25 protein-coding genes are annotated in these 24,671 nt (G+C 72.2%); 17 read left to right on the top strand and 8 right to left on the bottom strand.

The genetic code is table 11. The features are described from left to right. Positions 1 to 102: 102 nt before the first annotated feature. Positions 103 to 924, bottom strand: a complete 822-nt coding sequence (locus Q9S36_RS28950) for a matrixin family metalloprotease (RefSeq protein ID WP_311288287.1) — start codon at positions 922 to 924, stop codon at positions 103 to 105. A gap of 164 nt (positions 925 to 1,088) precedes the next feature. Between Q9S36_RS28950 and Q9S36_RS28945 the strand changes: the two genes are divergently transcribed. Beyond that, complete coding sequence (locus tag Q9S36_RS28945) at positions 1,089 to 1,868, top strand: exodeoxyribonuclease III (protein ID WP_311288286.1); 780 nt, start codon at positions 1,089 to 1,091, stop codon at positions 1,866 to 1,868. Here the strand turns inward: Q9S36_RS28945 and Q9S36_RS28940 are convergent. Further along, the gene (locus tag Q9S36_RS28940; RefSeq protein WP_311288396.1) at positions 1,861 to 3,156 is read right to left on the bottom strand and encodes an MFS transporter; all 1,296 of its coding nucleotides are present in this window, start codon (positions 3,154 to 3,156) and stop codon (positions 1,861 to 1,863) included. The two genes, Q9S36_RS28945 and Q9S36_RS28940, sit on opposite strands and share 8 nt — an antisense overlap. Positions 3,157 to 3,233: 77 nt before the next feature. On the opposite strand from Q9S36_RS28940, the gene Q9S36_RS28935 reads away from it, so the two are divergent. The 3 genes from Q9S36_RS28935 to Q9S36_RS28925 all read left to right on the top strand — a co-directional run bounded on the left by Q9S36_RS28935 (position 3,234) and on the right by Q9S36_RS28925 (position 5,902). Further along, on the top strand, positions 3,234 to 4,199 hold the full coding sequence (locus tag Q9S36_RS28935) for a helix-turn-helix domain-containing protein (RefSeq protein ID WP_311288285.1): 966 nt from the start codon (positions 3,234 to 3,236) through the stop codon (positions 4,197 to 4,199). A 73-nt stretch (positions 4,200 to 4,272) separates the two neighbouring features. Further along, entirely contained in the window at positions 4,273 to 5,421 is a 1,149-nt protein-coding gene (locus tag Q9S36_RS28930; RefSeq protein ID WP_311288284.1) for a DNA recombination protein RmuC, read from the top strand. Between the two features lie 22 nt (positions 5,422 to 5,443). Next, positions 5,444 to 5,902, top strand: coding sequence for a DUF6542 domain-containing protein (locus Q9S36_RS28925; RefSeq protein ID WP_311288283.1), 459 nt, complete (start codon positions 5,444 to 5,446; stop codon positions 5,900 to 5,902). Between the two features lie 93 nt (positions 5,903 to 5,995). On the opposite strand, the gene Q9S36_RS28920 is transcribed toward Q9S36_RS28925, so the two are convergent. Both Q9S36_RS28920 and Q9S36_RS28915 read right to left on the bottom strand, forming a co-directional pair. After that, positions 5,996 to 6,619, bottom strand: a complete 624-nt coding sequence (locus Q9S36_RS28920) for an L-threonylcarbamoyladenylate synthase (RefSeq protein ID WP_311288282.1) — start codon at positions 6,617 to 6,619, stop codon at positions 5,996 to 5,998. A gap of 3 nt (positions 6,620 to 6,622) precedes the next feature. Continuing rightward, positions 6,623 to 7,621, bottom strand: a complete 999-nt coding sequence (locus Q9S36_RS28915; protein ID WP_311288281.1) for a 4-hydroxy-3-methylbut-2-enyl diphosphate reductase — start codon at positions 7,619 to 7,621, stop codon at positions 6,623 to 6,625. Between the two features lie 47 nt (positions 7,622 to 7,668). Here Q9S36_RS28915 and xseA point away from each other — a divergent pair, with 47 nt between their 5' ends. Further along, positions 7,669 to 8,919, top strand: coding sequence for an exodeoxyribonuclease VII large subunit (gene xseA, locus Q9S36_RS28910; RefSeq protein ID WP_311288280.1), 1,251 nt, complete (start codon positions 7,669 to 7,671; stop codon positions 8,917 to 8,919). After that, positions 8,912 to 9,118, top strand: a complete 207-nt coding sequence (locus tag Q9S36_RS28905) for an exodeoxyribonuclease VII small subunit (protein ID WP_311288279.1) — start codon at positions 8,912 to 8,914, stop codon at positions 9,116 to 9,118. The genes xseA and Q9S36_RS28905 overlap by 8 nt, the downstream gene beginning before the upstream one ends. Here Q9S36_RS28905 and Q9S36_RS28900 read toward each other — a convergent pair. Beyond that, positions 9,115 to 9,654 carry a DUF4245 domain-containing protein gene (locus tag Q9S36_RS28900; protein WP_311288278.1) on the bottom strand — a complete coding sequence of 180 codons (540 nt, stop codon included), beginning with the start codon at positions 9,652 to 9,654 and terminating at the stop codon, positions 9,115 to 9,117. The two genes, Q9S36_RS28905 and Q9S36_RS28900, sit on opposite strands and share 4 nt — an antisense overlap. 107 nt (positions 9,655 to 9,761) lie before the next feature. Here Q9S36_RS28900 and Q9S36_RS28895 point away from each other — a divergent pair, with 107 nt between their 5' ends. From Q9S36_RS28895 to glpX, 5 genes are read left to right on the top strand one after another with little or no spacing between them, the layout of a single operon-like run. Continuing rightward, entirely contained in the window at positions 9,762 to 10,169 is a 408-nt protein-coding gene (locus Q9S36_RS28895) for a TOBE domain-containing protein (protein ID WP_311288277.1), read from the top strand. Between the two features lie 8 nt (positions 10,170 to 10,177). Next, positions 10,178 to 10,909: a molybdate ABC transporter substrate-binding protein gene (modA, locus tag Q9S36_RS28890; protein WP_311288276.1), complete on the top strand. Its 732-nt coding sequence runs from the start codon at positions 10,178 to 10,180 to the stop codon at positions 10,907 to 10,909. Further along, positions 10,906 to 11,697: a molybdate ABC transporter permease subunit gene (gene modB, locus Q9S36_RS28885; RefSeq protein ID WP_311288275.1), complete on the top strand. Its 792-nt coding sequence runs from the start codon at positions 10,906 to 10,908 to the stop codon at positions 11,695 to 11,697. The genes modA and modB overlap by 4 nt, the downstream gene beginning before the upstream one ends. Then, the gene (locus tag Q9S36_RS28880; RefSeq protein WP_311288274.1) at positions 11,694 to 12,683 is read left to right on the top strand and encodes an ABC transporter ATP-binding protein; all 990 of its coding nucleotides are present in this window, start codon (positions 11,694 to 11,696) and stop codon (positions 12,681 to 12,683) included. The genes modB and Q9S36_RS28880 overlap by 4 nt, the downstream gene beginning before the upstream one ends. A gap of 10 nt (positions 12,684 to 12,693) precedes the next feature. After that, entirely contained in the window at positions 12,694 to 13,692 is a 999-nt protein-coding gene (gene glpX, locus Q9S36_RS28875; protein WP_311288273.1) for a class II fructose-bisphosphatase, read from the top strand. Here glpX and Q9S36_RS28870 read toward each other — a convergent pair. Continuing rightward, positions 13,657 to 14,484 (bottom strand): alpha/beta fold hydrolase, encoded by an 828-nt coding sequence (locus Q9S36_RS28870; RefSeq protein ID WP_311288272.1) that lies wholly within the window; start codon positions 14,482 to 14,484, stop codon positions 13,657 to 13,659. The two genes, glpX and Q9S36_RS28870, sit on opposite strands and share 36 nt — an antisense overlap. A gap of 130 nt (positions 14,485 to 14,614) precedes the next feature. On the opposite strand from Q9S36_RS28870, the gene Q9S36_RS28865 reads away from it, so the two are divergent. After that, positions 14,615 to 15,505, top strand: a complete 891-nt coding sequence (locus Q9S36_RS28865) for an alpha/beta fold hydrolase (RefSeq protein ID WP_311288271.1) — start codon at positions 14,615 to 14,617, stop codon at positions 15,503 to 15,505. Positions 15,506 to 15,514: 9 nt separating this feature from the next. Here the strand turns inward: Q9S36_RS28865 and galK are convergent, their stop codons facing one another. Next, positions 15,515 to 16,609 (bottom strand): galactokinase, encoded by a 1,095-nt coding sequence (gene galK / locus Q9S36_RS28860; RefSeq protein WP_311288270.1) that lies wholly within the window; start codon positions 16,607 to 16,609, stop codon positions 15,515 to 15,517. Between the two features lie 162 nt (positions 16,610 to 16,771). Here galK and Q9S36_RS28855 point away from each other — a divergent pair, with 162 nt between their 5' ends. Genes Q9S36_RS28855 through Q9S36_RS28840 form a run of 4 tightly spaced genes read left to right on the top strand, consistent with a single transcriptional unit; the run spans position 16,772 to position 21,069 of the window. Further along, positions 16,772 to 18,019 (top strand): extracellular solute-binding protein, encoded by a 1,248-nt coding sequence (locus Q9S36_RS28855; protein WP_311288269.1) that lies wholly within the window; start codon positions 16,772 to 16,774, stop codon positions 18,017 to 18,019. Then, entirely contained in the window at positions 18,016 to 18,966 is a 951-nt protein-coding gene (locus tag Q9S36_RS28850; protein WP_311288268.1) for a sugar ABC transporter permease, read from the top strand. Before Q9S36_RS28855 ends, Q9S36_RS28850 begins: the two co-directional genes overlap by 4 nt. After that, complete coding sequence (locus Q9S36_RS28845; RefSeq protein WP_311288267.1) at positions 18,966 to 19,796, top strand: carbohydrate ABC transporter permease; 831 nt, start codon at positions 18,966 to 18,968, stop codon at positions 19,794 to 19,796. The genes Q9S36_RS28850 and Q9S36_RS28845 overlap by 1 nt, the downstream gene beginning before the upstream one ends. A gap of 7 nt (positions 19,797 to 19,803) precedes the next feature. Further along, positions 19,804 to 21,069 carry a sn-glycerol-3-phosphate ABC transporter ATP-binding protein UgpC gene (locus Q9S36_RS28840; RefSeq protein WP_311288266.1) on the top strand — a complete coding sequence of 422 codons (1,266 nt, stop codon included), beginning with the start codon at positions 19,804 to 19,806 and terminating at the stop codon, positions 21,067 to 21,069. Between the two features lie 241 nt (positions 21,070 to 21,310). On the opposite strand, the gene Q9S36_RS28835 is transcribed toward Q9S36_RS28840, so the two are convergent. Beyond that, on the bottom strand, positions 21,311 to 23,167 hold the full coding sequence (locus Q9S36_RS28835; RefSeq protein WP_311288265.1) for an alpha-amylase family protein: 1,857 nt from the start codon (positions 23,165 to 23,167) through the stop codon (positions 21,311 to 21,313). A gap of 65 nt (positions 23,168 to 23,232) precedes the next feature. On the opposite strand from Q9S36_RS28835, the gene Q9S36_RS28830 reads away from it, so the two are divergent. Next, positions 23,233 to 24,627 carry a glycoside hydrolase family 32 protein gene (locus Q9S36_RS28830; protein WP_311288264.1) on the top strand — a complete coding sequence of 465 codons (1,395 nt, stop codon included), beginning with the start codon at positions 23,233 to 23,235 and terminating at the stop codon, positions 24,625 to 24,627. The last annotated feature ends 44 nt before the right edge of the window (positions 24,628 to 24,671 follow it).

Raw genomic sequence — 24,671 nt, 5'->3', positions numbered from 1 at the left:
ACGCTACCCGGAGGTAGCCGGCCGGGTGGAGTGCCCCGGCATGACGAACGCCCCCTCCGCTCGGGACGGAAGGGGCGCTCGCCGATCAGGTGACGACGCGCGTCAGGCGGGCGGGTAGGCCGCCGCCGCTCCCTGACGGTCCGTGCTCGTCATGCTGAGGTTGTTCGAGGTGCCGTTGCACTGGGGGTAGTGCATGATCGACGCCGAGTCGTACGGCGTCAGCGGGACCCAGTTGTTGTCCTCGAAGCAGGTGCCGGCCTCGGGCCGGGTGTGCTCGTGGCGGAACCCCAGCGTGTGGCCGAGCTCGTGACCCATGATGTTGGCCGGAGTCCACGACCCGGCGGTCCAGATGGAGTCGTCGACGAGCACGTTGCGCGAGCGCTTGGAGGTGCTGGGGAAGAACGCACGGGCGATGTACTGGGTGGTCTGCACCGGCTCGACGGAGAACAGCACGTTGTTGTTGCGCGTCGTGCAGCTCCCGTCCTGCGACGACACGTGCACGTAGTTGATGCGGTTGGACGCGCCCTCCCACAGGGCAGCACCGGCGGCCATCGCGTTGACGACGTCGGTGTAGCGCGAGCCGAACTTCGTGCTCACGCAGTAGGTCAGGTTGCCGACCTGCGACAGCGACCACTTGTCCTGGACGCCGCCGACGGTGTTCACGACGAGGCCGTTCTCCATGGCCTCCTCGGAGCCGTGGACCATCCGGTCGTAGTAGGCCCTGAGGTCGCCGGTCGTGCTGACCGGCTCGTCACCGTTGACGATGTACTGCTTGTCGACGTCGTACAACGTCGACGCCTTGAACTCTTGGAAGGTCGGCACGGTGGTGCCGGCCTCCGGAGCGGCGATCGAGGGTGCGGCGAGGCCGAGGCCGAGGGCGGCGACGGACCCGAGTGCGATCGCCCCGAGGCGGATGCGCTTCATGTGATGGAACCTCCGAGATGTGTTGTGGGGGCACACCAGTCCCGGGGCCGTACGGATCACGCAACCGGTCCCGAGGTCGATGCGTGCTGGGTACCTTCTCCCGGCCGCCTGCGCCTGGCAAGGCTCCCTTCGGGGGTTGCGCGACGGCCTCCTAGGGTGTGCGGGTGCGCATCGCCACCTGGAACGTCAACTCCCTCCGCTCCCGCATCGACCGTGTCGAGGCCTTCGTGCAACGCCACGACATCGACGTGCTGGCCCTCCAGGAGACCAAGGCGCGCGAGGACCAGCTGCCGCTGATGGGCCTCCAGGCGCTCGGCTACGACATCGCCGTCGCCGGCCTCAACCAGTGGAACGGCGTGGCGCTGCTGTCCCGCGTGGGTCTCGAGGACGTCGAGGTCGGCTTCGCCGACATGCCGGGGTGGGGTGACCCGGTCGCGGCCGAGTCGCGCGCCATCGGCGCCACCTGCGGCGGCGTGCGGATCTGGTCGCTCTACGTCCCCAACGGCCGCAAGCCCGACGACCCCCACTACGTCTACAAGCTCGACTGGCTCGCCCGCCTCCGCGCCACCGCGAGCGGCTGGCTCGACGGCGAGACCGCCCTGGTCGGCGACTGGAACATCTGCCCCACCGACGACGACGTCTTCGACGTGAAGCAGTTCGCCAAGTCCACCCACGTGACGCCGCCCGAGCGCGCCGCCTTCCAGGCGTTCCTCGACGACGGCTACGCCGAGGTCACCCGCGCGCACGCCCCCGGCTACACCTACTGGGACTACTACCGCCAGCGCTTCGAGCGCGACCGCGGGCTCAAGATCGACTTCGTGCTCGCCTCTCCCACGCTCGCGTCGCGGGTCACCGGGGCCTTCGTCGACCGCGACGAGCGCGACCCCGCCCAGGGCACCGGCTCGCCGTCCGACCACGCGCCGGTCGTCGTCGACCTCAGCTGACCTGCACCGGCTGCCGCGTGCTGCGGATGGCGTACGACATCAGGGCGGCGACCGCGCAGAGGCCGGCCGCGGCGTAGAAGGCCGGGTCGTAGCCGCCGGTCAGGTCGCGCACGACCCCCGCGCCGGTCGCGGCGACCGCTGCGCCGACCTGGTGGCTGGCGAACACCCACCCGAACACGATCGGCCCGGTCGCGGCGCCGAACCGGTCGCGGCACAGCGCGACCGTCGGCGGCACCGTCGCGACCCAGTCCAGGCCGTAGACGATGATGAAGACCCACATGCTGGGCGCGACGTGGGGCGACAGCAGCGCCGGCAGGGTCATCAGGCCGACGCCGCGCAGCGCGTAGTAGCCCACGAGGAGGTAGCGCGGGTCCCAGCGGTCGGTGAGCCAGCCCGAGGCGATGGTGCCGACGACGTCGAAGATCCCGACGACGGCGAGCAACGAGGCCGCGGTGGTCGCGGGCATGCCGTGGTCGTGGGCGGCCGGCACGAAGTGGGTGGCGATGAGGCCGTTGGTGGTCATCCCGCAGATCGCGAAGCCGCCGGCCAGCAACCAGAACGTCCGGCTGCGCGCCGCGTCGACCAGGACCGAGATCGCCCGGCCGGCGCTCGAGCCGACGTGCTGGTGGGGCGGCGGGCCGGGGTCGGCGTCGGTGGCCCCGAACGCCCGCAGCCCGAGGTCGGCCGGGTGGTTGCGGAGGAGGAGCAGGACCAGGGGGACGACGGCCAGCGCGGCCGCCGACGCCAGCACCGCCGCCGTACGCCACCCGTGGTGGGTCGCGAACCACGCCACCACGGGCAGGAAGACCAGCTGACCGGTGGCGTTGCCGGCGGTGAGGATGCCGCTGACCAGGCCGCGGCGGGCGACGAACCAGCGGCTCGTGATCGTGGCGACGAAGGCCATCGACATCGAGCCCGTGCCGATCCCGACCAGCAGTCCCCAGCAGAGCACCAGCTGCCACGGCTGGGTCATGAAGACGGTGAGCCCGCTGCCCACGGCGACCATGACGAGCGCGAAGGTCACCACCGGGCGGACCCCGAAGCGGTCCATCAGCGCGGCGGCGAACGGCGAGATCAGCCCGAACAGCATGAGGTTGAGCGAGACGGCCGACCCGATCAGGCCGTGCGACCAGCCGAACTCGTCGTGGAGCGGCTCGATCAGGACGCCCGGCACCGACCGGAAGGCCGCGGCGCCGACGAGCGTCACGAACGTGACCGCGGCGACGACCCACGCCCAGTGCAGGCGCTGGGGGCGGTCGAGGGCAGGCTCGCGGGGCGGAGTCGTCATCGTCACGGCTCCAGCGTCACGGACGTCGCGTCCGGGCCACGAGTGGCCCGAATGCCAACATGTGCAAGAATCCGGCCATGACGTCCCCGCACCGCGTCGTGGTGCTCGCGATCCCGCCGGTCATCGGCTACGACCTCACCATCCCGCCGCAGGTCCTCGGCGAGGCGGTCGACGCCGCCGGCGACCCCCTCTACGACGTGCAGGTCGTGAGCGTCGACGACGCCCCCGTCGCCACCAGCAAGGGGTACGCCATCGCGCCCTCCGCGGGCGTCGAGGCGCTCGCCACGGCGCAGACCGTGATCGTGCCCGGCACCCAGGTCGCCGGCCCGCGCCGCGACGGCTCGCTGCCCGACGACCTGCGCGCCGCGCTCGCCACCGTGCCTGCCGACGCCCGCTGGGTGTCGATCTGCACCGGCGCCTTCGTCCTCGCCGCGGCCGGGATCCTCGACGGGCACCGCGCGACCACGCACTGGAAGTACGCCGACGACCTCCGCCGCCTGCACCCCTCCGTCGCGCTCGACGAGGACGTGCTCTTCACCGACGACGGCCGGGTGCTGACCTCCGCCGGGTTGAGCGCGGGCATCGACCTCTGCCTGCACCTCGTGCGGACCGACCACGGCACGGCGGTCGCCAACGCCGTGGCCCGCCACATGGTGGTGCCGCCGTGGCGCGACGGCGGCCAGGCGCAGTTCATCGAGCGGCACGTCCCGCGCAGCAGCGACGAGACGACCAGCGACGTACGCGCCTGGGCGCAGGCCCACCTGCACCACCCGCTCGACGTGGCGACCCTGGCCCGGCAGGCGTCGATGAGCGTGCGGACCTTCACCCGGCGCTTCCGCGAGGAGACCGGGCAGTCGCCGGGGGCGTGGCTCACCCAGCAGCGGATCCGGCACGCGCAGCACCTCCTCGAGGCGACCGACCTGCCCGTCGACCAGGTCGCCGCCCGCGCGGGGATGGGCACCGCCGCCTCGCTGCGCCAGCACCTCCGCGCCAGCGTCGGCGTCTCGCCGTCGGCGTACCGGCGCACCTTCCGGGGCGCCTGACCCGCCACCCCCGCTCGACGCCCACGGCGCCCGGCTCCCACCGACTGTCGGTGGTCGGCCCCATGCTGGCGACATGGACACCTTCCCCCTGTTGCTCACCCTGGCGCTGGTCCTCGCCGTCGGCCTCGCGCTGGGCACGGTGATCGGCGTGCTGTGGTCGCGCAGCCGCCCCGCCGACGACGCCGCCCTGGCCGCCCTCGAGCAGCGGGTCGCCGACCACGCCGTGGTGCAGGACGGCCTCGACCGCCTCCAGGACCAGCTCAGCGACCTCGCCCACGACCGCGTCGCCTGGCAGGCCCAGCTCAACCAGCAGGTCGCCGAGATGCGCCACTCCACCGACACGCTGCGGCGGGAGACGACGACGCTGGCCTCGGCGCTGCGCAAGCCGCAGGTGCGCGGGCAGTGGGGCGAGCTGCACCTGCGTCGCACCGTCGAGCTGGCCGGGCTGGTCGACCACTGCGACTTCGCCGAGCAGGTGACCTACGACGACGGCCGGCTGCGCCCCGACCTGGTCGTCTCGCTGGCCGGCGGCCGGACGATCGCGGTCGATGCCAAGGCCCCGCTCGCGGCGTTCCTCGACCTCACTGGCAGCGACGACCCGGAGGAGCACGAGCGTGCCCTCACCCGGCTCGGCGAGCACGTGCGCAAGCACGTCGCCGACCTCGGCTCCCGGCGCTACTGGGAGGCGCAGGCACGCACCCCCGAGTTCGTGGTGCTGTTCCTGCCCGGCGAGTCGATCCTGCAGGCGGCGCTGCAGGCCGTGCCCGACCTGATCGAGCAGGCCACCGCGAAGAACGTCGTGCTCGCCACCCCGTCGACGCTGATCGCGCTCCTGCGCACGGTGGCGCAGGGCTGGCAGCACGAGGTGCTCAACGAGCAGGCCCAGCAGGTGCAGCGGCTCGGCCGGGAGCTGCACGCACGCCTCGGGTCGATGGCCGGCCACCTCGACCGGGTGGGCCGCTCGCTCAACGCGAGCGTGGTGGCCTACAACCAGGCGATGGGGTCGCTTGAGGGGCGTGTCCTGGTGTCCGCGCGACGCTTCGCCGACCTCGGCGTGACCTCCGAGCCCCTCGACGAGCCGCGCCAGGTGGAGAGCCGCCCGCGCACGCCCGCCGCCCCCGAGCTCGCCCTGATCGACGACCTCCTCACCGACGACCAGCCCGACGCGACCGCGCTCCAGCCGCCCGACCCGGCTCCGGCGCGCCGCGCCGAGGGCGCCTGACCGCGGGCCTAGGTTGAGCGTCGTGACGCAGGCCGACACGTTCGGGCGGACACCCTGGCAGGTCGGGCGCGAGCCCAGCCGCCAGGTGGTGTCCCTCGGGGTTGCCCTCACGCTGACCGCGGTCAGCGTCGACATGCTGCTCTCCGGCAGGCTGACGCTCTTCTTCGACCTGTGCTTCGTCGCCCTGTGCCTCGGGCTGGCCGCGCTGGTGCGCCGCCGCGACTTCTACGTCGTCGCGCTGCTGCCGCCGGTCCTGATGACGCTCGTCTTCACCTTCATCGCCCTCGTCGCCCGCGACGTGGTCGCCGACCCGCGCGACAGCGTCTTCCAGGCCGTGGTCTCGGGAGTCGCCACCCACGGGGTCGCCCTGTTCGCCGGCTACGCCCTGTGCCTGGGCTGGCTGGCGTGGCGGCTGCGGCAGGAGTCCGCGGCCGGGATCGCGGCCGAGCTCGAGCGCGAGCTGGGCCGGCAGGCCGGCTGACCGGGCGTTTCCTCGCGCTACACCCCGCCGACCGGGCGATTCCAGCGCGAGGAAGCGCCCGCTCAGTCCTCCCCAGCGCGAGGAAGTGCCCGGTCAAGCCTCGAAGCGCGACACGTCGCCCGCCCCGTGGCGTACGACGACAGGCTCCGCGTCGGACCAGTCGATCACCGACGTCGGCTCGGCCGTGACCTCGCCCGACTCGACCACCACGTCGACGACGTGGTCGAGGTCCTCCTTGATCTCCCAGCCCATCGTGCGGGCCTCGGTCTCGCCGGGGAGGATCAGGGTGCTGGTGAGGATCGGCTCGCCGAGCTCCTCGAGCAGCGCGCACACGAGCCTGTGGTCGGGGATCCGGACGCCGACTGTGCGCTTCTTGGGGTGCATCAGCCGCTTCGGCACCTCGCCGGTGGCGGGGAGGATGAACGTGTAGGGGCCGGGCGTCGCCGCCTTGATCGCCCGGAACGCCGCGTTGTCAACGTGGACGAACTGCCCCAGCTGGGCGAAGTCCTTGCACATCAGGGTGAAGTGGTGGCGGTCGTCGAGCTCCCGGATCCTCAGGATCCGGTCACGACCCTCCCGGTTGCCGAGCTGCGCGCCGAGGGCGTAGCCGGAGTCGGTCGGGTAGGCGATCAGCTGGTCGTCGCGCAGCGCTTCGACGACCTGGGTGACCAGCCGCGGCTGCGGGTTGTCGGGGTGGATGTCGAGGTAGCGGGCCACGGCTCAGGCCTTCTGCGCGGCGCGCAGGTCGCGACGCAGCTCGGGCGGGAGCGCGAAGATCAGCGACTCCTCGGCCGAGTGCACGGCCCGGGCATCGGGGTAGCCGCGCTCCGACAGGAAGGCCAGCACGCCCTCGACGAGGTCCTCCGGCACCGAGGCGCCCGAGGTGACCGACACCGTCTCGACACCCTCGAGCCAGGCCTCGTCGATCTCGGTGTGGTCGTCGACGAGGTACGACGCCTTGGCGCCCGCCTCGAGCGCCACCTCGACGAGTCGCACGGAGTTCGACGAGTTGCGCGAGCCGACCACGATGACGAGGTCGGCGTCGGCGGAGATCTCCTTGATCGCCAGCTGGCGGTTCTGCGTCGCGTAGCAGATGTCGTCGCTCGGCGGGTCGAGCAGCAGCGGGAACTTCTCCCGGATGGCGGCGACGGTCTCGAGGGTCTCGTCGACGCTGAGCGTGGTCTGGGACAGCCACGCCACCTTGGCCGGGTCGCGCACCTCGATGTGCGCGACATCAGCCGGGCTCTGCACGAGCTGGATGTGGTCGGGCGCCTCGCCGGCGGTGCCCTCGACCTCCTCGTGCCCCTCGTGCCCGATCAGCAGGATGTCGTAGTCGTCGCCCGCGAAGCGCTTGGCCTCGTGGTGCACCTTCGTGACCAGGGGGCAGGTGGCGTCGATGGTCTTCAGCCCGCGGTCGGCGGCCTGGGCGTGCACGGCCGGGGAGACGCCGTGCGCGGAGAAGACGACCGTCTGCCCCTCGGGGACCTCGTCGAGCTCCTCGACGAAGATCGCGCCACGCGACTCGAGGTTGGCCACCACGTGCTTGTTGTGGACGATCTGCTTGCGCACGTAGACCGGTGCGCCGTAGAGGTCGAGGGCCTTCTCCACGGTGATCACGGCCCGGTCGACGCCGGCGCAGTAGCCGCGCGGGGCCGCCAGCAGGACGTTCTTGGCGGTCTCGGGGTCCAGGACCGGGGGCAGGCCGAGGTCGGTGCTCATGGGGCCGAGTCTACGGAGGTGTCCCCGCACTCCCCTATCCTCGCCGCGTGCCCTCCCTCCGCGACGCCACGGCCGACTCCCCGGCCCCGGTGCGAGCGGTCGCCAACGCCGTCGCGCAGTGGATCGACAAGCTCGGCGGCGTGTGGGTCGAGGGCCAGGTCGCCCAGGTCAACCGGCGCCCGGGGGTCGGCACCGTCTTCATGACGCTGCGCGACACGGTCGCCGACATCTCCGTCACGCTGACCTGCACGCGCTCGCTCTTCGACTCGATGAACCCGCCCCTCGTCGAGGGCGCCAGTGTCGTCGTGCACGCCCGGCCCAGCTTCTACGCCAACCGCGGCTCCTTCTCGCTGGCCGCGCGGGAGATCCGGATGGTCGGGCTCGGCGAGCTCCTCGCCCGGCTCGAGCGGCGCCGCCAGCTGCTCGCCGCCGAGGGGCTCTTCGCGCCCGAGCTCAAGCGGGACCTGCCCTTCCTGCCCTCTCGCGTGGGCCTGGTGACCGCCCCCAACAGCGCCGCCGAGCGCGACGTGCTGGAGAACTCCCGCCGCCGCTGGCCGGCAGTGCAGTTCGAGGTGGCCTATGCCGCCATGCAGGGCACCCGCTCGGCGGCCGAGGTGATGGAGGCCCTCGACCGCCTCGAGCGCCACGTCGAGGTCGACGTCATCGTGGTCGCGCGCGGCGGCGGCTCGATCGAGGACCTCCTCCCGTTCTCCGACGAGGCGCTGGTCCGTGCCGTCCACGCGATGCGCACGCCCGTCGTGTCCGCGATCGGCCACGAGCCCGACCAGCCGCTGCTCGACCTCGTCGCCGACGTCCGCGCGTCCACCCCCACCGATGCGGCCAAGCTGGTGGTGCCCGACATGGCCGAGGAGGCCAGCGGCGTGGCCTGGGCGCGCGACCGGCTCCGCCAGCTCATCACCCAGCGCATCGGCCGCGAGCAGGAGTGGCTGGCGCAGGTCCGCTCCCGGCCGGCGATGGCCGACCCCCGCAACCTGCTCACCGCCCGCTCCGAGGAGCTCGACGAGCTCCTCGCGCGCGCCCGGCGCACGCTGTCGCACCGGCTCGACCGCGCCGCCGACGACATCGGCCACCAGCGCGCCCGGGCCCAGGCGCTGTCGCCGCTGGCCACCCTCCGCCGCGGGTACGCCGTCCTCCAGGACGCCGACGGCCACGTGGTCACGTCCGTCGAGCAGGCCGCCGTCGGCGCCGCCGTCTCGGTGCGGGTCGCCGACGGCCGTGTCCACGCCACCACCGACCGCATCGAAGCAGCCACCCTGATGGAGGACCCCGATGAGTGACGCCACCGGCCCGCAGCCCAGCTACGAGGAGGCTCGCGAGGAGCTCGTCGAGGTGGTGCGCACCCTGGAGGCGGGCGGCACGACCCTCGAGGAGTCGCTCGAGCTCTGGGAGCGCGGCGAGGCGCTGGCCAAGGTCTGCCAGGCGTGGCTCGACGGCGCGCGCCAGCGACTGGACGAGGCGATGGGCGCCGAGGACTAGCGCGTCAGCAGGCCGAGGTAGGCCTCGATGTCCGCCACCGGGGCCGAGCCGTAGACCAGGAGCGTCTCGTCGCCGAGCTCCGTCGAGAAGCCGTGGTCGCCACCCGCGTCGGACCAGGTCTGCCACGTGTCGGTGATCTCGGAGGTGACGGTCGCGTCCTCGCCGGCGTCGGCCTTCTCGTCGACGTACTCCTCCACGAGCTCGGCGACGGAGGCGTCCTGCTGCCGGATGCCGATGAACGAGCCGTCGTCGGTGAGGACGCCGAGGCCCCAGCGCGGGTCGTCACGGGCGAACAGCGGGTCGACGCTGGTCGCGATCCAGCCGGCCGGCAGCTCACGCGGGTGCACGGCCCGGTAGCCGGCGTCCTCGGCGAGCCGGACGCTGGCCTGCCAGTCGACCGCGGCCGGGGTGTCGTCGGTGTCCCCGCGGAACAGCCCGCGCCAGGTCACGAAGGCCAGCACGAACACCACGGTCACGATCAGCGCGCCGGTCATGCCGCTGAACGAGCGGGTGTATCGGCTGGGCTGCTCACTCACGTGCCCCATTCTCCCAGCCGGACCCCACGCTCCCACGACCGGGCACGGTCGTCCGCGACTGCGGCAGCAATCACCTCTGATAGCCGCAGGTGCGGCATACTGCTCGCGTGATCACCTACCGGATCGCGGAGGCGGCCGAGATCCTCGCCGTCAGCGACGACACCGTACGCCGCTGGGTGGAGGCGGGCCGGCTGCCGTCCCGCACCACCGACGGCCGCGCCACGGTGGCGGGCCCGGACCTCGCCCTGTTCGCCGAGCACCTCGTGGAGCACGCCGAGACGACCGAGCGCGACCGCACCCGCGCCAGCTCGGTGAGCGCCCGCAACCGGATGAGCGGGATCGTCACGCGGGTCAAGCGCGACCACGTGATGGCCCAGGTGGAGATGATCTGCGGCCCCTACCGGGTCGTGTCGCTCATGAGCAGCGACGCCGCCGACGAGCTCGGCCTGGAGCCGGGCGTGCGCGCCATCGCCAGCGTCAAGTCGACCAACGTCGTGGTGGAGGTCCCCCGGTGAGGCGTGCCGTGCCCGCCCTCGCCCTGGCCCTCGTGCTGCCGGTGGCGGCGTGCGGCAGCGACGGCTCCGCCGGGGAGCCGACCCGGCTCACCGTGCTGGCCGCCGCGTCGCTGACCGACGTCTTCGAGCAGCTGGCGACGCCGTTCGAGGAGGAGCACGACGCCGACGTCACCTTCTCCTTCGGCTCCAGCACCGACCTCGCCGAGCAGGTCGCCGACGGCGCCCCCGGTGACGTCCTGGCCACCGCTGACGCCACGTCGATGGGGCTCGCCGAGGACGCCGGGGTCACGGGCGAGGTGGAGACGTTCGCGACCAACGTGCTGACGATCGTGGTGCCGCAGGGCAACCCCGGCGGCGTGGAGTCGCTCGACGACCTCGCCGACGCGACGTGGGTCCGGTGCGCCGACGAGGTCCCGTGCGGCAAGGTCGCCGTCGCGGTGCTCGACGCCGGCGGCGTCACGGCGGAGCCGGCGAGCCTCGAGGAGGACGTGCGCGCCGCGCTCGACAAGGTGGTCTCCGGCGAGGCTGATGCCGGCCTGGTCTACGCCACCGACGCCGTCGCCGCGGCGGACGAGGTGGACGCTGTCGAGATCCCCGGCGCGGAGGAGCAGCCCACCTCCTACTACGCCACGACGCTGGAGCAGGCCTCGGACGCCGACCTCGCCGCGGACTGGGTCGCGTGGGTGACGTCGGAGGAGGGCCGGGCCATCCTCGCCGACGCCGGCTTCGGCCGGCCGTGAGGGACCGCCTCGGGCGCCCGCCCGCGCTGCTGGTGGCGCCGGCGGCCCTCGCCACGCTGCTGCTCCTCGTGCCGCTGATGGCGATGGTCGCGAGCACGAGCTGGCAGGAGCTGCCCGGCCACCTCACCTCGACCGCCGCCCTCGATGCCCTGCGCCTCTCCCTGGTCACCTCGACGGTCGCGATCGCGTGCTGCCTGGTGCTGGGCCTCCCGCTGGCGTGGCTGCTCGCGCGCGTCGACTTCCGCGGCCGCGGCGCGCTGCGCGCCCTCGTCACCGTGCCCCTCGTGCTGCCTCCCGTCGTCGCCGGCGTAGCGCTGCGCAGCGCGTTCGGGCGCACCGGCGTGGTCGGCCAGCCGCTGCTGGAGTGGACCGGCTTCGCCTTCCCCTTCACGACGTACGGCGTCGTGCTGGCGCACGTCTTCGTGTCCATGCCGTTCGTGGTGATCGCCATCGAGGGCGCGCTGCGCTCGGCCGACCCGCGGTACGACGACGCTGCCGCGACGCTCGGCGCCACCCGTTGGACGACGTTCCGCCGGGTCACCGTCCCGCTGGCGCTGCCCGGCGTGGTCGCCGGCACGGTCCTCGGGTGGGCGCGCTCGCTCGGCGAGTTCGGCGCCACGATCACCTTCAACGGCAACTACCCCGGCACGACCCAGACGATGCCGACCCTCATCTACGTCACCCGGCAGGCCGACCAGGACGCCGCGCTGTCGCTCAGCCTGGTCATGCTGCTGGTCTCCATCGGCGTGCTCGTCGCGCTGCGCGACCACTGGCTGGGCACCCCATGACGGCGCGGCTGGAGGCCGACCTCCGGGTGGCCGGGCGGGTCGACGCGACCTTCACCGCCGAGCCCGGGGAGGTGCTGGCGGTGATCGGGCCCAACGGGTCGGGCAAGAGCACCCTGCTGCACGCGCTGGCGGGGCTCGTCGGCGCCGAGGGGACCGCCCTCCTCGGCGGCACCGACCTGCTGCGGATGCCGGTGCGCGAGCGACGCGTCGGGCTCGTCTTCCAGGGCCAGCTGCTCTTCCCCCACCTCACGGCCGCCGACAACGTCGCCTTCGGGCTGCGCGCCCGCGGCCAGGGCCGGGCGGCCGCGGAGGCGGTCGCCCGCGACTGGCTGGAGCGCTTCGGCATCGCCGACCTCGCCGACCGCAAGCCGCGCGAGCTCTCCGGCGGGCAGGCGCAGCGGGTCGCGATCGCCCGCGCCCTGGCCACCGACCCCGACGTCCTCCTCCTCGACGAGCCGTTCACCGGCCTCGACGTGTCGGTCCAGATGGCGCTGCGCATCGAGCTCGGCCGCCACCTCCGCGACTTCCCGGGCATCGCGCTCCTGGTCACCCACGACGCCATCGACGCGCTGACCCTCGCCGACCGGGTGCTGGTCCTCGACGAGGGGCGGGTGGCGCAGGTGGGTCCGCCGGCCGAGGTCGCCGCGGAGCCCCGCACGTCGCACGTCGCCCGGCTGGTCGGGCTCAACCTGGTCCCGGACGGCGAGGACCTGCTGGCCTTCACGCCCGACGCGGTCGTGGTCTCGCTGACCGAGCCCGAGGGGTCGAGCCGCCTGCACTGGCACGGCCGGGTGGGCACGCTCGCGCCGCACGGCGACGCCGTACGCCTGCTGGTGCACGCCTCCCCCGACCTGCTCGCCGACGTCACCCCCGCGGCCGCCGCGGAGCTGGAGCTGGTGCCCGGCCGGGAGGTCTGGCTGTCGGCCAAGGCCACGGCCGTGAGCAGGTACGGAGCGCGCGACCGACCCGCCCGACCCGGCCGATAACATGCGCGCCATGACTGCCACGAAGCCCGATCGCAACCTCGCCCTCGAGCTGGTGCGGGTCACCGAGGCCGCCGCCATGGCGGCCGGTCGCTGGGTCGGACGCGGCGACAAGAACGACGCGGACGGCGTGGCGGTCAACGCGATGCGCGTGATGATCTCGACCATCGGCATGCGCGGCACGGTCGTGATCGGCGAGGGCGAGAAGGACAACGCGCCGATGCTGTTCAACGGCGAGGAGGTCGGCGACGGCACCGGTCCCGAGTGCGACGTGGCGGTCGACCCGATCGACGGCACCACCCTGACCGCGAAGGGCATGAACAACGCGATCTCGGTGCTCGCGGTCTCCCCGCGCGGCTCGATGTACGACCCCAGCGCGGTCTTCTACATGGAGAAGCTCGTGACCGGACCCGAGGCGGCGGACGTCGTCGACATCCGGATGCCGGTCAAGGAGAACATCGCCCGTGTGGCGAAGGCGAAGGGCCTGTCCAGCCACGACGTCACCGTCGTGCTCCTCGACCGCCCGCGCCACGCCAAGCTGGTGGAGGACATCCGGGAGACGGGCGCGCGGATCAAGTACATCGCCGACGGCGACGTCGCCGGCGCGATCATGGCGGCACGTCCCGACACCGGCGTCGACCTGCTCCTCGGCGTCGGCGGCACCCCCGAGGGGATCATCGCGGCCTGCGCGATGAAGTGCCTCGGTGGCAAGATCCAGGGGCGGCTGTGGCCCCAGGACGACGAGGAGCGGCAGCGCGCGCTCGACGCGGGCCACGACCTCGACGCCGACCACGTCCTCGGCACCGACGACCTGGTCACCGGCGACGACGCGTTCTTCGTGGCGACCGGCATCACCGACGGCGAGCTCATGCGCGGCGTCCGCTACCGCGGCGACGGCGTCACGACGCACTCCCTGGTGATGCGCTCGCGCAGCGGCACGATCCGGTCGATCACCGCCGAGCACCGGCTGGAGAAGCTACGCGATTTCTCCGCGATCGACTTCGACAACTGACGGCGCGGCCGGTCGCAGCGCCTCCGACACGGCGGCGATGACGGCCGGGTCGAACGCCATGCCCAGGTGGGAGGACCGCACCTCCACCGCACGGGCGAGCGGGTCGATGCAGGCCCGCCAGTCGACGATGCCGTCGCGGCGGGAGTAGATCGCGGTGAAGTCGACCTCCGCGGGCAGCGCCGCGCGGGCCTGGTCGAAGCTCTCCTGGGCGCACGAGCCGGCCACGCAGTCCTCGGCCATGAGGTTGCGCAGCCCCGCACGGTTGAGCCGGACGAGCAGGTCGACGCTGCGGGCCAGGGAGACGTGGTGGGCACCGGGGGCGAGCATCGGGCTGCCCATGGTGACGATCCCCGCCACCAGGTCCGGCCGGCGGGCCGCGACGCCCCGGGCGAGCATCCCGCCGAGGCTGTGGCCGACGATGCGCACCCGGGAGCCGCGACGCTGCGCCAGGCCCTCGAGCCGCTCCTCCAGCTGGGCAGCGGCCGCGAGCGTGCAGCCGACGTTGGCGCGGATGTCGGCGCGGTAGGTCCGGTGGCCGAGGTGACGCAGGGTCCGGCTCATCGGACCGAGGGAGGAGTCGCCGGCGAGGAACCCCGGCACGAGCAGCACCGGCTCGCTCGCCCGGACCGGGTGCGAGCCGCACGGCGTACGACGCGAGCCGCGCGAGGCGAGCGCGTGCACGGCGTACCTGCCGGCCTCGGTGATGACCCAGCCCTCACGCAGCACGGCCGCGACCGACGGCTGGACGAAGCCGTCCGGCGTCAGGAACCCGGCCACTGTGCGATGCGTCACAACACCCGAACGTAGTCCAGAACCCGCATGGGATCGGGGATGTGACCCACTTTGCGTTTTATTGGGGACGGCCGTCGTGTTCACTGAGGACATGTACCCGCCCCACCGCTCCTCATCCCAGGCGCCCGTCGTGTCCGACGAGCTCCTCGCCCCGGTCGGCAACGAGGTCGAGCTCTGCTACCAGACGTTCGGCGACCCGGACGACGAGCCGCTGCTGCTGGTGATGGGCCTCAGCGGTCCGATGACCTGGTGGGACCAGGTGTTCTGCGAGCAGCTGGCGGGCGCCGGCTTCCACGTCGTGCGCTACGACAACCGCGACACGGGCAAGTCCTCGCGCATCAAGGCCCCGGTGCGCCGCGACCAGCTGGTGCGGGCGTTCGCGACCGGCAAGGCGAAGGTGCCGTACTCCATGTCCGACCTCGCCGGTGACGCCGTGGCCCTGCTCGACCACCTCGGCCTCGAGTCCGCTCACCTGGTCGGCGTCTCGATGGGCGGCATGATCGCGCAGACCGTCGCGGTCGAGCACCCCACGCGGGTGCGGTCGCTGTCGTCCATCAGCTCCACCACCGGCCGCCGGACGGTCGGCTGGCAGCACCCGGCCCTGCTGCCGCGGCTGATCGCGCCACGCAAGGCGGGTCGCGACGCCTACATCGAGAGCAGCCTGGCCATGTGGTCGCTGATCGGCTCGGTGGCCTACCCCTCCGACCCCGAGGCGCTGCGCGCCCGCGCGACCGAGACGTTCGACCGCGGGGTGAGCGCCAGCGGCGTGGTGCGCCAGATGCTGGCGATCCTCACCCAGGGCGACCGGACGCCGCGGCTGCGCAGCCTCCGCGTCCCGGCGCTGGTGATCCACGGCACGGCCGACAAGATGGTGCACGTCAGCGGTGGCCGGTCCACCGCGGCCGCCATCCCCGGCGCCGAGCTCGTGCTCATCGACGGCATGGGCCACGACCTGCCGGCCGACCTCTTCCCCACCTTCGTCGACGCGATCGCCCGCACGGCCGCCCGGGCCTCAGCCTGACCCCGCGACTCAGAGGCCAGTGACGGCGCGGGCGCCCGCGGCCGCCTCGGCGGTGAACAGGGCCGGCTCGCCGTGGCCGGCGTCGGCGAAGGCACGGCGTACGGCCTCACCCGCGGCATTGACGCCGTCGGAGGGCACCAGGCCGATCACGCAGCCGCCGAACCCGCCGCCGGTCATCCGCGACCCGAGCGCACCCGCGGCCAGCAGGGTCTCGGCCGCGGTGTCGACGTCCGGCACGGTGATCCGGAAGTCGTCGCGCATCGAGGCGTGCGACGCGGTGAACAGCGGCCCGAGGGCGTCGATCCGCCCGGCCCGCAGCACCTCGACCGCCGCGAGGACGCGGGCGTCCTCGGTGACGACGTGGCGGACGTAGCGCTGGAGCTCCTCGTCGTCGAGGCGCGAGACCGCCTCGTCGGCATCGGTCACGTCGCGGAGCGCGCGCACCCCGAGCAGCCGGGCGGCCTCCTCGCACCCGCGGCGGCGGGCGGCGTACTCCCCGTCGACGAGCCGGTGCGGCGCGCGGGTGTCGACGACGAGCAGCGTCAGCCCGTTCGCGGCAGGCTCGAAGGGCACGGCCTCCGACGTCAGGTCGCGCATGTCGCAGAAGAGGGCGTGGCCGACCTCGCCGCGCAGGCTGACCAGCTGGTCCATCCCGCCGGTCGGCGCGCCGACGGCGTCGTTCTCGACGCGGCGGCTCAGGGACAGCAGGCCCGAGGGGTCGAGGCCGAGACCGAGGTGCTCGTCGAGCGCGCAGACCACCGAGCACACGAGCGCCGCCGACGACGACAGGCCCGCGCCCGTGGGCACGTCGGAGTCCACCGAGATCAGGAGCGGGGGCACGTCCACGCCGTCGTCGTGGAGCAGCCACAGCGCCCCCAGGACGTACGTCGCCCACTCGGGCACCTGCTCCCGGTCGGCCAGTCCCGACGGGGCGACCGTGACCGTCCCCGACGCCTGGGCGGAGACCACCGACCAGCCGTCGTCGGCGTCCTCGACCGAGGTCGTGCAGCCCATCGGCAGGGCCATCGGCAGGACGAAGCCGTCGTTGTAGTCGGTGTGCTCACCGATGAGGTTGATGCGCCCCGGGGCATGCCAGACCGCCATCAGACCTCACTCATGCCGAAGGCACCCGAACGTGTGGATGCATGTTGCCAAAACGTGTCGAGGACCACTAGACCAGAGGTTCACAAGTCGAGACGAGGGAGGGTGCGGATGTCACGGGAACCGTCGATCCGGCAACGAGGCCGGCCGAGGGGCAGACGGGGAGTGGCACCGCTCGCGGCCCTGGCACTCGCCAGCGGCCTCCTCACCGCGTGCGGCAGCTCGGGGGGCACGCCCGAGCTGGTCTGGTACATCAACCCCGACGCGGGCGGCCAGGCCGCCATCGCGGAGAAGTGCTCGACCGACGAGTACACGATCACCACCCAGGTCCTCCCGCAGGACGCCGGCCAGCAGCGCATCCAGCTGGCCCGACGCCTCGCCGCCAAGGACCCCGAGATCGACCTGATGTCCCTCGACCCGCCGTTCACCGCCGAGTTCGCGGACGCCGGCTTCCTCGCCGACGTCCCTCAGGACGCCAAGGCCCAGCTCGAGGAGCAGGGCACCTTCCAGGGCGCGATGGACGCCGCGACGTGGCAGGACAAGCTGGTCGTCTTCCCGTTCTGGTCCAACACCCAGGTCCTCTGGTACCGCAAGTCCTTCGTCGAGAAGGCGGGCATCGACATGTCCCAGCCGGTGACGTGGGACCAGATCATCGACGTGGCCAGCGAGAACGACGCCAAGATCGGCGTGCAGGCCAACAAGTACGAGGGCTACGTCGTGTGGATCAACGCCCTCGTCGAGGGCGCCGGCGGCCACATCCTCGAGGACGCCGCCGAGGGCGTCGACGCGAAGATCACGATCGGCGACGACGCCGGCGAGAAGGCGGCCGAGATCATCGAGAAGCTCGCCTCGTCCGAGGCGGCCCCCGCGGACCTCAGCGTCTCCAACGAGGGCACCGCCGGCTCGACGTTCGGCTCCGACCAGGGGTCGTTCCTCGTCAACTGGACCTACATCTGGCACAACTACGACGAGACCGCGCCCGACGTGGCCAAGGACATCGGCTACGCCCGCTACCCGCAGACGGTGGAGGGCGAGGAGTCCCGGCCGCCCTACGGCGGCATCGGCATCGGCGTCAGCGCCTACTCCGACCAGAAGGAGCAGGCCCTCGAGGCGGCGGCCTGCCTGGTGGGGCCGGAGATGCAGGGCATCAACGCCGACATGACCGGCAACATGCCGGCCAGCACCAAGGGCTACGAGTACCCCGCGCTCAAGGAGAGCTTCCCGCCCGAGCTGCTGCAGCTCTTCCAGGACAGCGTCGACGCGGCCGCTCCCCGCACGGTGACGCCGTACTGGAGCGACGTCTCGGGCTCCATCCAGAACATCTGGCACCCGCCGCGGTCGGTCGACGGCGACACCCCCGGGCGGTCGACGACGTTCATCGAGGACGTCCTGAAGGGTGGTGACCTGCTGTGACCGCGACCGTCGCTCCGGAGAAGGACGTCACGAAGGCTGCGAAGAAGGCGGCCAGCGACCGCAGCGCGGCGGAGAACAAGCTCGGGCTCAAGCTCGTCGCGCCCGCCGTCGTGCTCATGCTCCTGGTCACCGCGTGGCCGATGATCCAGGCGCTCTACCTCTCGCTCTTCCGCTACCGCCTCACGGCGCCCGACGACCGGGCGTTCGTCGGGATCGACAACTACCTGACGATCCTCAGCGACGACCAGTTCTGGAAGAGCACCGGTACCACCTTGCTGATCATGGTGGTGACGGTGGCGGTCGAGCTCGTCATCGGGTTCGCGTTCGCGATGGTGATGCACCGCATCGTCTTCGCCCGCGGCCTGATGCGGACCTCGATCCTGATCCCCTACGGCATCATCACCGTGGTCTCGGCCTTCGCCTGGCAGTTCGCGTTCTCCCTCAACAACGGGTTCGTGAACTCCTGGTTCAACTGGCTGCCGTGGATCGCCGACGACACCAACTGGTTCGGCGACTACCCGCACGCGATGTTCGCGATCATGGTCTCCGAGATCTGGAAGACCACGCCGTTCATGGCGTTGCTGCTGCTCGCCGGCCTGGCGCAGGTCAGCGAGGACATGCTCGAGGCCGCCAAGGTCGACGGCGCCACCTGGACCCAGCGGCTCACCAAGGTGATCCTGCCCAACATGCGGGCCGCGATCATGGTCGCCGTCCTCTTCCGCGCCCTGGACGCCTACCGCATCTTCGACAACATCTTCGTGATGACCAAGGGCGCCGAGGGCACGCAGTCGATCTCGTTCCTGACCTACCGGCAGGTGATCGAGCAGATGCAGCTCGGGCTCGGATCGGCGATGTCGGTGCTGCTGTTCCTGTCGGTCCTGCTGCTGGCATGGCTGATCGTCAAGCTGTTCCGCGTCGACCTGGCGCAGGCGAGGGGTGAGGGCTGATGAAGGGCAAGAACGCAGTCGGCACCTGGATCGGGTTCGTCCTGATCATGCTGTGGTGCCTGTTCCCGGTGGCGTGGATCATCTCGCTGTCCTTCAAGTCCGAGGGCGAGACGGGTGCGGGCAGCCCGCAGTTCCTGCCCAAGGAACCGACGATCGACAACTACAAGGCGATCCTCGACAACCCGGACTTCACCCGGGCGCTGGTCAACTCGTTCGGCATCGCGCTGATCGCCACGATCCTGTCGGTCATCTTCGCGACGCTGGCGGCGTACGCCATCGCCCGGCTGGAGTTCAAGGGCAAGCGCCTGGTGCTCTCCCTGGCGCTCGCGATCGCGATGTTCCCGGTGGTCTCGCTCGTCGGCCCGCTCTTCGACATGTGGACCACGTTCGGCCTGTTCAACACCTGGCCGGGCCTGATCATCCCCTACATGTCCTTCACGCTGCCGCTGGCGATCTGGACGCTCTCCGCCTTCTTCCGCGAGATCCCGTGGGAGATGGAGCAGGCGGCCCAGGTCGACGGCGCCACGTCGTGGCAGGCCTTCCGGAAGGTCATCGTGCCGCTCGCCGCACCCGGCGTCTTCACCGCGGCGATCCTGACCTTCTTCTTCGCGTGGAACGAGTTCGTGCTCGCGATCTCGCTCACCTCCACCACCGCCTCCCGGACGGTCCCGGCGCAGATGTCGTTCTTCGTCGGCCCCGACCCGTTCAACCCGCCGTACGCGCAGCTCGCGACGGCGTCGGTCATCGTCACTCTGCCGGTGATCGTCATCGTCCTGCTGTTCCAGCGCAAGATCGTCGCCGGCCTCACCTCCGGCGCAGTGAAGGGGTGATCAGCTCATGGCTGCCATCGAGATGAAGAACATCGTCAAGCAGTACGGCGACGGCTTCCCGGCCGTCAACGACGTGAGCATCGACGTGGAGGACGGCGAGTTCCTGATCCTCGTCGGCCCGTCCGGGTGCGGGAAGTCCACCCTCCTGCGGATGATCGTCGGGCTGGAGGACATCACCGACGGGGACATGATCATCGGCGGCAAGAAGGTCAACGACCTCGCGCCGCGCGACCGCAACCTGTCGATGGTGTTCCAGAACTACGCGCTCTACCCCCACCTCACCGTCTACGAGAACATCGCGTTCCCGCTGCGGCTGGCCGGCGCCCCGGACTCGGAGGTCGACCAGAAGGTCCGCGAGGCGTCGAAGACGCTGGAGCTCGACGAGCACCTCGAGCGCAAGCCCGGCAACCTGTCGGGTGGCCAGCGCCAGCGCGTCGCGATGGGCCGTGCGATCGTCCGCGACGCCGAGGCGTTCCTCTTCGACGAGCCGCTGTCCAACCTCGACGCCAAGCTGCGTGGGCAGATGCGCACCGAGATCTCGCGCCTGCAGAAGCGACTGGGCATCACGACGGTCTACGTCACCCACGACCAGACCGAGGCCATGACGCTGGGTGACCGGGTCGCGGTGATGAAGCGCGGCGTCCTGCAGCAGCACGCCACCCCGCGCGAGCTCTACGAGAACCCGGCCAACCTCTTCGTCGCCGGCTTCATCGGCTCCCCGCCGATGAACTTCCTGCCGGCCACGGTGACGGGCAACAAGGTCGAGCTCCCGTTCGGCACGGTGACGATCCCCGACGACAAGGCCGCCAAGGCGACCGAGGGGAAGCTGCTCATCGCCGGCATCCGGCCCGAGCACTTCGAGGACGCCAGCGTCCTCGACAGCGACAAGGTCACCGACGAGGCGACCTTCACCGCGACGGTCGACGTCGTGGAGTGGCTCGGCAACGAGGCCTACGCCTACATCCCCTTCGAGGCGCCGCCGGAGGTCGAGAAGCAGCTCCAGCAGCTCGAGCGCGACCTCGACGGCGAGTCGCTGCGGACCCAGCTGGTCATCTCGCTCGACGGGGCCAGCCGGATCAGCGAGGGCGACGAGGCGAAGATCTGGGTCGACGCCCGCAAGATCCACCTCTTCGACCCGACCACGGGCGACAACCTCACCATGGACGCCGACCGGGCCGGCATCGTGCCGAGCGGCAACACCATGGAGAAGGCGGAGAAGGTGGGCGAGCAGCAGGACGCCGTCCAGCCGGGTTCGGACCAGGCGACCACCTGACGCACCCTCGCCGGTTGAGGTGCGAGAAGCGCCAGCCCCTCTCGCCGGTTGAGGTGCGAGGAGCGCCAGCGACGAGCCTCGAAACCCCACATCCCCAAGGGGTTTCGAGGCTCGCTGCGCTCGCACCTCAACCAACAAGGGAGGGCTCGCTGCGCTCGCACCTCAACCAACGAGGGAGGGCGCGCTGCGCTCGCTCCTCAACCATCGGTGGATGCTCAGCGCCCTCGCTGGTTGAGGAGGTTCAGCCGGCGTCGTACAGCCAGGTGGCGGCGTAGGGGGCGAGCCGGACCGCCCCGTCGTGCAGCTCGGGCGGCGCACCCGTGAGGGCGTCGCGGAGCCCGTCGGTGTGCAAGCCCAGCCAGTGCAGGACGTCGGACGCCACCCAGGCCTCCTCCCCGCTCGCGTTCGCCGCGGCGAGGAGGGGGCCTCGTGGGTGACGGCGCACGACCAGCAGCACCCGCGGGTCGCGCGGGTCCCACACCTCGGTGGGCGAGGCGGCGTGCAGGTGCGGCACCGAACGGCGTACGTCGACGAGGTGGCGCAGCCCGGCGACGATCCCGTGCGGGTCAGCGCCTGACTCCACCACCGGCCACGGCATGCGCGGCCGGTGCACCCAGCGGTTGTCGGCGGCGTGCGCCGGGTCGTCGGCCCAGCCGGTGTCGTTGGTCAGCCCGAGCTCGTCGCCCATCCAGATGACCGGGAGCCCACCGAAGGAGAGCACCACGGCGTGCGCCAGCAGGATCCGCGCCGTCGCACCGGGGTCGCCGGCCTCGAGCCCGGCCAGCGACGCGAGCGACCCCGAGATCCTCCGGTCACCGGTCGCCTCGTTCTGCTGGAAGACCAGGCCGCGGGCCCACGAGCCGGGGAAGGCGCCGGAGTACCAGTCGGAGAGGAACCGGCGGTGCGCCGCGGGGTCGAGCCCGACGGCGCTCGCGTCCTCGTCGGAGATCGCCCAGCCGATGTCGTCGTGGCACCGGGCGTAGGTCACCCAGGCGGTGGTCGACGGTGGCTGCGGCAGCTGCTGGAGCGCACGGGTGGTGAGCGCGACGTCCGCGGTGGCGAGCATCGACCACACCTGGACCATCAGCCCGTTGTGGTAGGCCAGGTCGCTCACCCGGCCCCGGTGGCGCCCGACGCCGAGGTAGGCCGGCAGGTCGGCCGGTCCGACGATCGCCTCGGCCTTGAACAGCACGGCGGGCGCCGCGATCCGGGCCACCGTGCGCAGAGCGCGGGTCAGCTCGTGCACCTCGGGCTGGTTCTGGCTGTCGGTGCCCAGGCGCTTCCAGATGAAGGCGATCGCGTCGAGGCGGAAGACCTCGACGCCGAGGTTGGCCAGGCCCAGGATGATGTCGGCGTACTCGCAGAGCACGGCAGGGTTCGACCAGTCGACGTCCCACTGGTAGTCGTTGAAGGTCGTCCACACCCAGCCGGCGAGCTCGTCGTCCCAGGTGAAGCTGCCCGGCGCGAAGTCGGGGAAGACCTCCGGGAGCGTCGCCTCGAAGGCGTCGGGCACCGAGCGGTCGTCGTAGACGTGGAAGTAGGCCCGCTTCTCCGGGTCGCCCGCGCGGGCGGCGACGGCCCACTCGTGCTCGCGCGCGACGTGGTTGAGCACCAGGTCCAGGCAGAGGCTGATCCCCTCGCCCCGCAGCGTGGTGGCGAGGTCGCGCAGGTCGTCGACGGTGCCGAGGTCGGCGCGCACCGACCGGTAGTCCATTACCGCGTAGCCACCGTCGTTGGGCGCCGGGCGCGGCGTCAGGAGCGGCATCAGGTGGAGGTAGCCGACGCCGAGGTCACGCAGGTACGACGCCCGCTCCCCCACCCCGGCCAGGGTGCCGGCGAAGCGGTCCGCGTAGGCGGCGTACCCCACCATCCCCGGCTTCTGGAACCAGTCGGGCGTGCGCAGCCGCTGCTCGTCGAGGGCGCGCAGCGCTGCCGGCCGGGCGTCGTGCGCGGCTCGCGCGATCGCGGCCAACCGCTCGGTGGTGGGCAGCGCCACCTCGGGACCGTAGACCCGCGCCAGCGTGTCCTGCAGGTCGGGCAGGAGGGCGCGCAACCTGGACTCGAAGGCTTCCCCAGCGGCGGCGTCGGTGGCGGGCACGGCACTCAGTATGGCGACAGCCAGGTCCTTCGGTCACCGCGCCGGGCGGCCTACGCTGGGCGGTCGTGAGCTTCGACCCGACCGTTCGCCCGCGCGACCACTTCACGCCCCGGCGGGGCTGGCTCAACGATCCCAACGGGCTGGTCCACCACGACGGCGAGTACCACCTGTTCTTCCAGCACCACCCGCACGACCTGGTGCACGGCCCGATCTCGTGGGGGCACGCCGTCAGTGCGGACCTCGTGGACTGGACCGAGCTGCCGACCGCCCTGGTCGCGTCGGACGACGAGCACATGTGGTCGGGCAGCGTCGTCCACGACGCCACCAACAGCTCGGGCCTCGGGTCCGACGGGGTCGGTCCCCTCGTCGCGCTCTACACCAGCTTCGACCCCACCACGCTGCGGCAGGCGCAGTCGCTGGCGCACAGCAGCGACCGCGGCCGCACGTGGCTCCCGCACCCGGACAACCCCGTGCTCGACATCGGCTCCACCTCGTTCCGCGACCCGAAGGTCCACCGCGACGGCGACGGATGGACCATGGTCATCGTGCGCGCCGACGACCGGGTCGTCGACCTCTACCGCTCGCCGGACCTGCTCGGCTGGACGCACCACTCGTCGTTCGGCCCGGAGGGCTCGGTCGAGGGGGTGTGGGAGTGCCCCGACCTCGTGCGGGTGCCCGTGGAGGGCACGGACGAGGCGGCGGACGTGCTGCTGGTCAGCGTCTCGGCGGGTGCTCCGGCCGGCGGCTCGGGCATGCAGTACTTCGTCGGCGAGCTCACCGACGCCGGGTTCCGGTCGACCCAGCCGGCGAGGTGGTGCGACCACGGCGCGGACTGCTACGCGGCGATCTCCTACGCCGACGCCCCCGGCACGGGCCCCGTCGTGCAGGGCTGGATGAGCAACTGGCTGTACGCCGACACCATCCCCGCCGCGGACTTCCGCGGGTCGATGACGCTGGCCCGCCGCCTGGTCCTGCGCCCCGATGCGGACGGGCTGGCCCTGCTGCAGCGCCCGGTCGTGCGTCCGGGCACGGTGGCCTGCGAGCTCGCGGGGACCGACGTCGACGGTGAGCAGGTCCTGCCCGTGGCGGCCCGGACGTGCCGGGTGGTCGCGGAGCTCGAGGCCGGCTCGGCCCAGCGGTTCGGGCTGCGGGTCCGGGTCGGTGCGGGCGAGCGGACCACCGTCGTCGTCGACCCGGCCGCCCGGACGATCGCGGTGGACCGCACCGAGGCCGGCACGAGCCCGCACCCCGCCTTCGCCGCCGTGCACACCGCCCCCCTGCCCCGGCGCGACGTCGTACGGCTCGAGGTGGTGGTCGACGTGGCCTCGGTCGAGGTGTTCGCCGACGACGGCGAGGTCGTGCTCACCGACCAGGTCCTGCCCGACCCGGGCAGCACCGGGCTCACGGTCTTCGCCGAGGGCGGCACAGCGCACGTGCGCTCGCTCACGGTGCTCGAGTAGCGCCGCGACGCAGGTGGTCGAGTAGCCGACCGAGGAACGAGGGA

It is taken from the genome of Microbacterium sp. ARD31 (genome assembly GCF_031844425.1).
Note: the sequence above shows the minus strand (reverse complement) of the source record. Positions and strands in the feature narration are given on the sequence as shown.